General features: G+C 42.7%; 11 protein-coding genes. 5 read left to right on the top strand and 6 right to left on the bottom strand.

The genetic code is table 11. The features are described 5' to 3' along the window. The first annotated feature begins 132 nt into the window (after positions 1-132). Together BEL04_RS13610 and BEL04_RS13605 are read left to right on the top strand one after the other, a co-directional pair. Positions 133-942 (top strand): SDR family oxidoreductase, encoded by an 810-nt coding sequence (locus tag BEL04_RS13610; RefSeq protein WP_066004770.1) that lies wholly within the window; start codon positions 133-135, stop codon positions 940-942. Continuing rightward, complete coding sequence (locus tag BEL04_RS13605) at positions 942-2,288, top strand: MFS transporter (protein WP_175404077.1); 1,347 nt, start codon at positions 942-944, stop codon at positions 2,286-2,288. The genes BEL04_RS13610 and BEL04_RS13605 overlap by 1 nt, the downstream gene beginning before the upstream one ends. Before the next feature lie 5 nt (positions 2,289-2,293). On the opposite strand, the gene BEL04_RS13600 is transcribed toward BEL04_RS13605, so the two are convergent. From BEL04_RS13600 to BEL04_RS13580, 4 genes are all read right to left on the bottom strand, one after another. Beyond that, positions 2,294-3,511 (bottom strand): SGNH/GDSL hydrolase family protein, encoded by a 1,218-nt coding sequence (locus BEL04_RS13600; RefSeq protein ID WP_066004766.1) that lies wholly within the window; start codon positions 3,509-3,511, stop codon positions 2,294-2,296. Between the two features lie 118 nt (positions 3,512-3,629). After that, the gene (locus tag BEL04_RS13595) at positions 3,630-4,274 is read right to left on the bottom strand and encodes a response regulator transcription factor (RefSeq protein ID WP_066004764.1); all 645 of its coding nucleotides are present in this window, start codon (positions 4,272-4,274) and stop codon (positions 3,630-3,632) included. Then, positions 4,271-5,071 carry a sensor histidine kinase gene (locus tag BEL04_RS13590; protein WP_083227918.1) on the bottom strand — a complete coding sequence of 267 codons (801 nt, stop codon included), beginning with the start codon at positions 5,069-5,071 and terminating at the stop codon, positions 4,271-4,273. The genes BEL04_RS13595 and BEL04_RS13590 overlap by 4 nt, the downstream gene beginning before the upstream one ends. Positions 5,072-5,746: 675 nt before the next feature. Beyond that, positions 5,747-6,778 (bottom strand): hypothetical protein, encoded by a 1,032-nt coding sequence (locus BEL04_RS13580; protein WP_066004760.1) that lies wholly within the window; start codon positions 6,776-6,778, stop codon positions 5,747-5,749. Positions 6,779-6,997: 219 nt separating this feature from the next. On the opposite strand from BEL04_RS13580, the gene BEL04_RS13575 reads away from it, so the two are divergent. The 3 genes from BEL04_RS13575 to BEL04_RS13565 all read left to right on the top strand — a co-directional run bounded on the left by BEL04_RS13575 (position 6,998) and on the right by BEL04_RS13565 (position 8,875). Then, positions 6,998-7,333, top strand: a complete 336-nt coding sequence (locus BEL04_RS13575) for a hypothetical protein (RefSeq protein WP_066004758.1) — start codon at positions 6,998-7,000, stop codon at positions 7,331-7,333. Positions 7,334-7,407: 74 nt separating this feature from the next. After that, entirely contained in the window at positions 7,408-7,692 is a 285-nt protein-coding gene (locus BEL04_RS13570; RefSeq protein ID WP_066004756.1) for a hypothetical protein, read from the top strand. Between the two features lies 1 nt (position 7,693). Then, positions 7,694-8,875, top strand: a complete 1,182-nt coding sequence (locus tag BEL04_RS13565) for a hypothetical protein (RefSeq protein WP_066004754.1) — start codon at positions 7,694-7,696, stop codon at positions 8,873-8,875. 72 nt (positions 8,876-8,947) lie between these two features. Here the strand turns inward: BEL04_RS13565 and BEL04_RS13560 are convergent, their stop codons facing one another. Both BEL04_RS13560 and BEL04_RS13555 read right to left on the bottom strand, forming a co-directional pair. Then, positions 8,948-10,972, bottom strand: a complete 2,025-nt coding sequence (locus tag BEL04_RS13560) for a tetratricopeptide repeat-containing sensor histidine kinase (RefSeq protein ID WP_066004752.1) — start codon at positions 10,970-10,972, stop codon at positions 8,948-8,950. Positions 10,973-11,435: 463 nt separating this feature from the next. Then, complete coding sequence (locus tag BEL04_RS13555; protein ID WP_066004749.1) at positions 11,436-11,891, bottom strand: 3-oxoacyl-ACP synthase; 456 nt, start codon at positions 11,889-11,891, stop codon at positions 11,436-11,438. Positions 11,892-11,905 lie beyond the last annotated feature (14 nt).

The following is an 11,905-nucleotide window of genomic DNA, read 5'->3' as shown; positions in this document are numbered from 1 at the left end:
AAAGTCTGTAATTCTTACCTGTGTAAAAATACTGCTATTGTTACGTCACAACTCGGTTTTTTCGCGGCTTTGTTTATCTTGCAGAGTTTTTCAAACCAATAAATCACAACCCTGACAATACACTGATCATCTATGAAAAAAGTTATCCTGGTAACAGGCGCCTCATCGGGTTTGGGCCTGGCTACAGCAACTGCCCTTACGGCACAAGGCCATAGCGTTTACGGCGCGGCCCGCAGCATCGATAAAGTAAAAAACGCAACATTTAATACGATCAAACTGGATGTGACCGACGATGCATCAGTAAACGCCGCCGTAGATAAAATAATCGCTGCCGAAGGTAAAATTGATGTGCTCATCAATAACGCCGGCAACGGTATCACAGGCCCGTTGTACGCTATGCCTGTCGATCTGGCAAAAAAACAATTCGAGGTTAACTTTTTTGGCGTAGTACGCGTGTGCAGCGCTGTGCTGCCGAACATGATCGAGAAAGGCTCGGGCCTTGTAATCAATATCGGCTCGCTGGCAGGTCTGTTCGGCTTGCCTTATCAGGGTTTATACGCTGCTTCTAAATTCGCTATCGAGGGTTATTCGGAAAGCCTGCGCATGGAGCTTCGCAGTACAGGTGTTAAAGTGACCGTGGTAAACCCGGGCGACTTTAAGACCGACTTTACCGGTAACCGCGAAAAGGCTCCGTTCCTGCTGAAGAACGATAAATTGAAAGGCGAATTTGAAGCTGCCGTTGCTGCCATGGAAAAGGACGAAAGCATTGGCGCCGATCCGTCTAAACTGGCCGCACAGATATGCAAGATCGTTAATACATCGAGCCCGAAACATAATTACCTGGTAGGCGCTATCGGCCAAACTATCGCCGTTACACTAAAATCGATATTACCCGGTGGCCTTTTTGTGAAGTTGATGAACGACCATTACGGCATTAAATAATGAAAGCCGTAAAAAACGACAAAAAAACCATTTGGGCCTGGTGTATGTTCGATTGGGCCAACCAGGCCTATAACATGGTAATCACCTCGACTATCTTCCCGGCGTATTTTGTAGGTATCACATCCGACCATAACCCCAAACAAACGGTAACGTTTTTTGGGCACCGGTACATCAATACCGTGTTATCTAATTATGTTCTGGGTTTATCGTATCTTATTATTGTTGTTTTGCTACCCATTTTAACGTCAATTGCCGATTACAAGGGTCATAAAAAACTATACCTGCAAATGTTTACCTGGCTGGGTAGTTTGGCTTGCGCCGGATTATATTTTATGTATGAGGATGCCGGCTTTCACCTGCATAACTTTGAATGGGGTATGGTTTGTTTCGGGCTGGCCTCGGTAGGTTATTGCGGCGGTTTCGTGTTTTATAATTCGTACTTGCCGCAAATAGCAACAGAAGATCAGGTGGATGCAGTATCGGCCAAAGGCTTCATTTATGGCTTCGCAGGTAGTATTGTGGTGCAGTTACTTTGCCTAATCCCGGTGATGGGCCACGATTTTTTCCATATCACCGAAGATTATGCGGCACGCATCTCGTTCCTCATCGTAGGCATCTGGTGGATAGGCTTTTCATTCATTGCGTTTTATATCCTGCCAAAGGGCATGCCCAATGCGGGCTCGCATAACTACAATGTATTTACCGGCGGTTTTAAAGAATTGGCTAAAGTTTGGAAAAAGGTAAAAGAACTGCCTTTGCTGAAACGCTTTCTGCCAGCATTCTTTTTCTACTCGGTAGGTGTACAAACTATTATGCTGGTAGCGGCCAATTTTGGTGCCAAAGAGCTGAAGATACCCGAAGATAACCTGATCACCGTGATCCTGACCATTCAAGTGGTTGCTATTATCGGCGCCGCGTTTACAGCCAAATTATCCGAAAAGTTTGGCAATGTAAAAACCCTTACAGGCATTGTGCTTTTCTGGTGTTTGATATGCGCCTCGGTTTATTTTGTGACCACTGCCATTGAGTTTTACATCGCAGCGGCATTTGTAGGTGTTGTAATGGGCGGCGTGCAATCATTATCGCGCTCCACTTACTCTAAGTTTATACCACAAAACATTCCTGATACGGCATCCTACTTTAGTTTTTATGATGTGACCGAGAAGCTATCCATCGTGGTGGGCCTTTTTACCTTTGGTTATGTAGAAAGCCGCAGCGATACGATGCGCAACTCGGCCCTGGTATTGGATGGTTATTTTGTAGTCGGTGTAACCCTGTTGTTTTTGCTGGTAGCTTTTCAGCGCAACTCAAAATCAATAGCAGCAGAAATTGGGGTAGTACGATAATCCACTCACTCATTCACCAAAAAATATACAATACGGCAGGCCGTCCCTTTAGATTTTTCGTTTTTATCAGCGCTTATCTCCAGCCTGAGCAGGTGCTTGCCCGGTTGCAAACCATCGCCTAACAATAAATACCAGGGCAGGTGCAGGCTTTTGCTCCATTGGGTATAGAGCTCCAGTTCGGGGTAACTTTTCCCATCGATAGTGTATTTCACCATACCTGCGTCCGGACCGGATACAACAGCAACGCCGATTGTTTGCCCGGTAAAAGATAATTCGAACGAAGCGCCCGGCTTCTCGCCAACCAGAGCCGGCACATTCACAAAACCGGGGCGCGTATGTACGCTGTCGGCAGGTTTCCAATTCGTGTCAAGCGTAAAACCGTTCAGTTTTGTTGCTTTGCCGACCGCGAGGTAATTACCATCGGCGTAAGCCAGGGCATCGGCTTGTGCGGGCAGATATGACGGCATTAGTTTAACAGGTGCAGGTTTAGCCAGTTCTACCGACAGCAACTGTTTCATCGTCCGGAAATAGATCTCCTGCCCGAAGGGCGACGGGTGAAGGTTTTTAAAATCTTTTTCCCAGGTAAATTCGCCGGCGTTAACACGGTCGGTAACCTCTTTGGCCAGGTTGATCAATGGCAGATGATACATCTTAGCCATATCTTCATGTATTTGTACTTCGGGCGGTATTTTGCCGGCGCTATAGTCCTTCATTTTGTCCGGGTCGACAAAAGCCATCATCACGATATTGGCATAGGGGTTTGTTTTTAACACATGCCTGATGATACCCTCCAACGCCCGGCGTTGCGTTTGCTCATTGGTACCGTTACCACGGTCATTCACCGCCGTTTCGAGGAACATGAGGTCGACCTTGCCTTTCGATAACACATCCTGCTTTATCCTGAAGGCATGCGGTAAACTGCCCAGCGAGGGTATACCCGCGTTGAGCAGATTGAATTTTGTATCCGGAAAGCTTTGCTGCAGGTATGCACCTACTTTATCGCGCCAGCCGGGGTTATGGGTAATCGATCCGCCGAAGAAAACCACGCTGGCCGTTTTTTCGGTTTTAATGAGGTAAAGCGTATTACTTAAATCGCCGAAACGCTTAATATAAGCTTCGCTTTTGAGCAGGGTTTTACCCGAATCGGGGGCGATGGTTTGGGCAAAAGTTTGGGTTTGCGCGGTGAACAGCAAAACCCATATCACATAACTTATTCTTCTCATAATTAAACACACTAAATAAGAATTTTTAGCCTGTTTAAAAGTATTGGTTATTGCCGCGATAGTAACTTAGATTAACATATTAGCTGTAGCCAGCGCCAATTGGAGTATTTAAGATACGCTACAACTTAAATATCTCGTTTTTAATAGCATACAACACCAGCCCCGACCGTGTTTTAAGGTTGAGTTTTTGAAAAAGCGATTCGCGGTAATTATCAACCGTACGCGGGCTCACAAACATCTGGTCGGCAATTTCCTTATAACTCATTTCGGAGCAGCAAAGTTTTAAAAATTCCAGCTCGCGCGCCGATAGCTTTAGCTCGTCGGGGTTTGATGATATCGAGCGTATGAGTTTGCCGGATACGATCTCATTAATAAAGACGCCTTTTTGCACAACAGATTGGATAGCTTCGAGCAGTTCGCGCGGTTTCGATTGTTTTAACACGTAACCGCACGCACCACTTTTAATCATTTTGATAACGGCCTTATCATCCTCGTACATGCTTAAAGCCAGCACCATAATCTTTGGATGATGTATTTTTAGCCAGGCCGTGGCTTCATACCCGTCCATCACCGGCATATTAATATCCATTAATACAACCTGTGGCAGTTCACTTTTAAGCAATAGTTGCTGCATTTGTTGACCGTTCGATGCCTCAAACACAACCTTCAATTCGTCAAACTCACTCATTAGGGCCGTAACGCCGCTTCTGAAAAGCGTATGATCGTCAACTATGGCGATTTTTATCCTTTCTGCTTCTGTCATGGGTATGGGATATAAATGGTAATACTTGCCCCTTCGCCTTGTGCCGACTCGATATTGACCCGTCCGCCAACTATCTCGGCGCGTTTTCGCATATTATACAGGCCCATGCCGCTTTGGGCAGGCATTTGCCCGTTCAGGTTAAAGCCGGAGCCGTTATCGTTAATATGTAAGGTCAACTGACCACCGGTATACATTAACTTGATATTTATTTGAGTAGCCCCTGCATGTTTAATAATATTGTTAAGGGCTTCCTGCAATATCCTGAAAATGATGAGGTCCTTGTCCGGGTTGTTTTGTGCGGGCAGCTCTTCATCTATCAGGCATGTCACCTGATACTGCCCTGATTTTTCGGCCCATTTAACTTCCTGACGGATGGCATCAGGCAAGCCCATACCAATCAGTTGCTCCCCTTGTAACAACCTTCCGAGCAAACGCATCTCTTTGATCGACCGGCTGGTCAGGTCGATAGCTGCATTTATTTTTCCTCTGGCTTTCTCCGGGTCGTCCAGTTCAATCGAGCCTAACGTAAATGATGTCAGACTCAGCAATTGCCCGATATTATCATGCAGGTCGGCGCCGATCGTCTGCATGGTTTGTTCCTGTACTTCCATCTGTGTTTTAACGACCTCGGCTTCAAAATTCTCCCTCATCTGTTCTTTCTCCTCAATATGCCGCTTTTTGCGGCGGTTATAAATAAAAATATATAGCAATAAAAAGGCCGGCGCTATTAGAAAAATGAGCGTAGTGGTTAAAACCAGTTCGTTAATATCTAAGTCTTTAAACCCGGCGATAACCATTTTCGACAAATAAAAGCATAGCTCCAACAGCCATACAGCATAATAATAAGTATTCTGTATATAGGATAAGTCGTCCTGGCATGAAGGCTTATGGTTGCTAACATCTGGAAATATAATACACTCGCAATGCTGCCAAAATAAAAAAGCAATATACCCGCAACCCACCAGAACGAAGCATCATGCCAAAGACTTAAGTATCGGTCATCCCGAAGCACATGATAAAAGTAATACAAACTATAAACAACAAACAGCACCGACATTGTGGTTGTGGTTAGGTTGTGCTTTACAAAAACCCCATGATCAAATACTTCGTAAACATATAACACCCCAAGCAGAGCAAGCCCACAAATTATAATGAGTTTGCTGTCAATGTACCTGCTTAATAAGTGTTGAAACATCACGCTAATGAATGCAGCCTGAAAAATCAATAAAATGTTGTATATCCATATATTGGGATGAACATGCGCCATATCGGCAAGGTAAAGTTTTTTAATGTGCAAGCCTATGAGTTCGGTAAGGCAGGTTATAAATAAGTACAGAACCATCCCCCGCCAAAACCAATTTTTATCGCGGATAAGGCATACCAGGGCAATGATAAAACCAACTGTTTCGATATTGGTATTTACAGAGGTATTTTTTTCTAAGAATTCAAACATAAGTTAAAATAAGTTTACTTTATTGTCCCGGGTCGCTCCAGGTTACACCTATACAATTTGTCGGGCATTCTTCGCCGTTGTCTGTCGCACCAAAGCCAGTATCGTCTGCCAATGATAAAGCATCTGATAGCAACTTCTTGTCGCTGATTTTCGAGGTCAGGAGGTCCTTGATTTTATTTATAAAGTCTTTGCGATCTATTTTAGGTAAACAAACAAATTTATCGCGCTGAATTTTTTTGTCATAGTCCGGCTGAGTTACCATTAACACAAAACCATGGCGCCCTTTTGGAAACAAACGTCCGTGTTTAATTATGCTGCCACCGCTCTTTGCATAATAAAGTCTTATTCCTCCATCTTTGGGAACCAACTTCGCCAATTGTTGTAGAAAGCTAATTTCAAACCATTCACTCGTTGCATTAAATTTACCATTTTTGGCCCCTTTACCACAATTTTTATAAACCATGCGATAAGCTTTTGATGATGAAATATAATGAGTGGACTTCGACGTACAATCTGAATCTGAAGGTGCAGTTATTTTGGGCTTCAATGTATCATATAACCTCGCGCCTCTTTGTGGAGTATTGTCGGTTGGGAAAGCAAATATCTTTGTACACTTGGTATTAACCGAAAGAAATTTTGGCAGAAAGTAATCATTATGATGGTATTTGTTACCCGAATAAATACTTCCAACTTTAGTTGCAACAGGTATTGCCGAGTACTGCTTGCCTTTTTTAGCAAAATAAAACCTTATACCATCACCATCAGGCAGGCTATCTACTTTATTACACATAGCTTTAAAAAAATCCGCACTAAACCAAACACAAGTATGTAAACTATCGTCATATGATCGCTCATTACTTACATTTATAAATGCTCTGACCATAGAATCAGCTCTAATAAAAGGGATACTATCCAAAGTACATCTATCACACATCGATGACGCATGCAATGATTTAATAATATTAGCTTTTCGCTGGTCGTTGTCCTTGTCGCGAAAGGCGCAAACAGTTGCAATTAAAATAATTGCACTTCCAATCAATAGTTTTTTCATGATCTAAGGGATTAGGTTGAAACACGAGTTAATTGAATTGAAAAATACAAATAATATATGTTTATAACTCAAAATTCTTAAAAATAAGCATAACTTATCAGCGCGTTTACACCTTATTTAATACCGTATAAACACCCTACTAAAAAGGTAGTTCATACGGTAATCCCCTTCATAGTTCTTATCGAATTTTGGGATATCATTTCACTTAAATCCCAAATCATGAACTTAACAACAAACCTTATCGGCCAGATATTATTGGGAGGCTTATTAGGCGTTATCGGGCAAGGCGTCAGGGTAATCGTCGGCCTTATCAAGCTGCGTACCGACAATCAGGCAAAGACGCTTGCCAATCAACCCACCGACGATTTTAGCTGGAACCGGTTTTTACTGAGCCTTTTTATTGGTTTTATAGCGGGGGCACTAACGGCCATTATTAAAGGCGCTCCAGAGCCCGGACAAACATCCAACCAGTATCTTATTACCGTGCTGGCAGCAGGTTATGCAGGGGTTGATGCTATAGAAGGCATTTTTAAGCCCTATCTGTCGAAAATCTGATAAGCCGATTCCATTTGACAATACACCGGGAACGCCGAAAACGGATTGAGAGTAGGCATAAAAACCACACTAAAATGAGCACTATAACACTTAAAGGCAGTTTTGATACGCCTGGTACTAACGGGGTTTTAATCGAGGTTTATCATCCCAACCCCAATGGTTACGATTATAAAAAGGATTTTGACGATGATTTTAACGTAACCCTTACCGACCTAAAGGCAGGCGAAACCTATTACGTTGACCTTTCGGGCTCTACTACGAGTAAATTTACACTTGTTATTGATGGCGATATTGATGGCTCCATATCATTACCATACACCGGTTTTTTTATTGATGGTTTCACCTTTAGCACCTTGTAACATGAAAAAGCAGTTATTTATATTATTGATACCTCTACTGGTGGCCGGCCATGTTAATGCGCAAACAGAAACCGGTAACGCCCCGACAACATTACCATTTATCAAAACCAGTAATGATGTTGAAAAAACATCGTCTATCTTAAAAACCGGCATAGCCAATGATGTTTTAACCAACGCCTACAAGATTGCCATCAAAAACATTTTCGGCGATAAAAAAGAGGCTTCGTACAGCTCAACTATCTACGGAACCATACGCATATTCAACCCCAATTTTGGCAGTGGTGCAGCATATCGGGGCACACGCTGGGCACGGAATGTGGAATGGACAGTTTCGGGTAAGGTAGACAGCAACAGTAACATAGCAGGATTTGGCGGCACCTTAAAGGTGACATTGCTTAATAAACGTGACCTTACTGTAAGAAGTGATGAGTTGACGGCCACGATGAATAACTATTCAAATATATTTATACGTGATGTCGCCAGGGCCCGGAGTATGTTGATATCAAATGTAGAAGGATCAAATCTGTCCCGGTCCAAAAAGGACTCGACTATCCGGATAAAATTAAATTTGCTTTATTCTTCGATCAGGAAATATGGTAAAAGTTCTGATATTACCGATTTAGATCCCGATTTGCTTAGTGCACTTATCACAATGAACAGCCCGATTGTTAACGATGGAGGTTTAGCCGCCAAAGCAAACGCCGATTTTAAAAACGCCGTAAACGAAATTAAAAACAAACCCTTGTGGACCTTAAGCGGCACTTATTTCCATGTACCTTACGGCAAAAACGATACAACAACCATACAAAGCGATTTGGTTTTCGGCTTGAGCAAGGATAGCGGAAGCGGTTTCTGGGAGTTTAACGCATCAGGCTACGCCCGGTTCTTTAACAACGGGTTGTTGGGGTCGGCACAAAAATATCATTTTGAAAGTGGCTGCAACCGCGTTCTGCGCGAAGATGCCAACGGCAAATCGAATATGGAGATCAAAGGCTTTTTTAGTTACGACAGGGGTAACAATGCGCCAGGTTTTCCAACCGCAACCACGGCCAATATCACTTATCGCTACCTGGTTGATAAATTTGGCGGCTTCTGGATACCTGTAACCTTAAGTTATAATCCCAATAATGGCAGGTTTTTAGGCTTAATCGATCTAACGATCAACATAGACCCTAAAAATTGATATTTACTCAATTGATATTTACTCACCAGGATTTCAAAAAAATCCTGGTGAGTTTTTTAAAAATTCATGTCACTAAACGGGCAATTCGATGTAGAAGATGGTACCCTTGCCGGCTTCACTCTCAAACCAGATGCGCCCGTTGTGTTTCTCGATTATTTTTTTGGAGATAGAAAGGCCCAGGCCAAAGGGTTGCTCGCCATTGGTGCCATTCTTTTTAGCGGCCGTAAACATTTCGAATATACTGTCTTTGTCCTTATCGGGGATGCCCATGCCATTATCAGCAACCCAAACCAGGATATGCCTGTCATTGGTATTGCGTTTGATGCCCACTTTGATGACACCATTTTCATAACTGAATTTAATGGCATTGACGATAAGGTTATTAAACACGCGCCATATCTTTTCGTGGTTCACTTCGGTCATGACCGGCTGGTCATCAGCTTCAAAAATAATCTGCTGATTTTTCTCATTCGCTTTAAACTGCAGCAGTTCAACCGAATCGTGCAGTAAAGCTTTCAGATCAAGGTTTTGCTTAGCAATGGCCTCATTTTCATCCGCCAAACCCGATTTTAATAATTCGTTGATCATCTCGATCGAGTGCACCCCTGTTGTTTCGATCAATTGCAGCATGTGCTTACTGTCTTCACTAAACTCATCCTCATCAAGCAATACCGTGGCGAGCCCTATCATACCCGATAGCGGGTTACGCAGATCGTGCGCCATTACCCGCATGATGCGGATATAGTTTTTATTGGCCCGCTCCAGCTCGGCAAGCGTAGTTTGCAATTGTTCGTTCTGCAGGGTAATGATATGGTAATTCTTCCTGCTCTGTTTTAAGTTGCGGTTAATAAGGACGATAATGACCAACAACAACATACCGGCAATACTTATTCCGATGAGATAAATCATCTTTACGCTATCCTGCCGTTTAATTTCGGCAAGCATCTGTTGTTGCTTGATAGCCCGCAGCTCATGATCGACGTCGAACCGGTAGATCTGTGCGACCGAGCTTTCAACCGAATCTTTTAAATGTACATAAACAGACTCATACTGGTAAGCTTTGTCGGGCTGATGCTGTTTGAACAGGTATAGGGCATAAAGCCTGTTCCAGTTGATCTCCGAATCGGGGTTATCCTTTTTATATTTATCAAGCAGGGCCCTGCTCTTTGCAAACATTTCTATCGCTTTTTTATACCGATTGGTATTTAAATAAATTTCAGCCAGTTTCAGATAAGGCGGTATATGCACCCCGTCAACATCCTTATTGGGAATGGCAATACATTTAAGCAGATAATCCTCGGCCTTAACCAGGTCGCCGGTTTTTAGATAAAGCCCGCCCAGGTTATCGTACACAACAATACGTGCAGATCGCGTGTAAAACTCGCCAAGATTAGGATTTTCTTCAGCCTTATCTATACATCTTACATCCTCGTTATAGTAATACAACGCGCTATCGGGCATACCGGCCCTCTGATACGCTATAGCAATGTTATTCAACTGGCCCTGCCTGATAAAAAAGGTTTTCTGCTGGGTAAATTGGGCGCAATATTGCAAATGCCTGTAACTCTCAATCAGGCACTGGGCAGCCAGGCGATAGTTTTTTTGCTGATAATAAATGTTGGCTATCTTGCCCGCAAGCGTACCATCCTCGCAGCCGGCGGCCGATATAAGCCTTTTACTTTTATAATAATAATCGAGCGCGGTATCAAATTTCTTTTTTTTCATACTGATATCACCCTCTACAAGCAGGGCATTGATATAAGCATCCGGATATTGCTTTGCTTTATCGGTGTCTGCAAAAAAAGTTATAGAGCTGTCGGCATATATCTGCATTAACTGCAGGTTATCCTGGTTATGCTGTGCCTGAAAGTTATAATAGGTGCATATCAAAGGGTCGGTATTTTTAATCTTTGGGCGTAATTTATTCAGCAATAAAATTGCGCTGTCGCTCTTTCCGGCGATGATCAGGCTATCTATTTCCGCGAAACGCTTCTTTAAAACTTTACTGTTATCATTTTGCTGGTTAAAGCAGGCGGTTAGCAGGATACTGATGATGAGATATACAGGTAAATATTTGCTTATCAGGAGACGGAACATTAACGGGGAGGGCTATTGAATTGATTTGTGTGAACGGGGGAACTGGAACATGTAGCCAAAAATACTCAATAATGCCGCAAATGCAATTAAACACCTGTTTGTTAGGATATTTAATTATAAACGTGTGTTTAAAATGACATAAAAACAGTAAAGCCTCCTGATGGGCAGGAGGCCTTTACTAACCAATTATAAACCTAAATTATGAGAAGAGTTGCGAAGGAAGGACTCGAACCTTAAATCTTTGCTGCCGAACCAGCGCCTTGCATTAATTACATTACAAATGTACGAACAGTATTTTTAATTGCAATACTTTCAACAATTAATTTTAATTTTTACTAAATTTTTAACAAAATTAATTTTTTAATGATTTTTTGTAAAAATACCTAAACGTTTTGCCGTTTAAATTTCGGAGTTTATAATAAAAATATACTCATCGGTATATTTTTAAGACATTACGAAGGTTTTACAGAATAGACAGAATGCGATATTGCTTGTTGTTTAAACTAAAATGCTCACTGGCCTTTTTCCCTTTGAGTTGCATGCCGATTGGCGAGGTAATAGATACGGCAAAACAGGTTTCCCCATGGCAGGTTAAAGTGCCTGCACTTATGGCAATATAAAAGTTGCCGCTATCGGTAATCACCAAACTCCCGGGCTGCACAATTCCAGCCGGTGGTGCATCAACCGGTATCTGATTCAGAGCTATTTTTAGTTTATTGGCTTCTGCCAACTGGGTCATATTGCGGTTAGTTTCCTGTTGCATCATTTCGCGGCCGGTCTCGTATTTATCGCCGGCGCTGCTTTTGGTTTCTTCGCCGGCAGCCTGCTGCGCCGATCTTATAGCCTCAGCAGCTGTTGCAATACGGCTTTCAACATATTGCCAACATAAGGCATACAGGGCTTGTTTTAAATTATCCACGGCGGCAAATATCT

Origin of the sequence: Mucilaginibacter sp. PPCGB 2223, assembly GCF_001705515.1 — a bacterium.
GTDB lineage: Bacteria > Bacteroidota > Bacteroidia > Sphingobacteriales > Sphingobacteriaceae > Mucilaginibacter.
The sequence above is the reverse complement of the archived record's forward strand: the minus strand, read 5'-3'. Positions and strand labels throughout refer to the sequence as shown.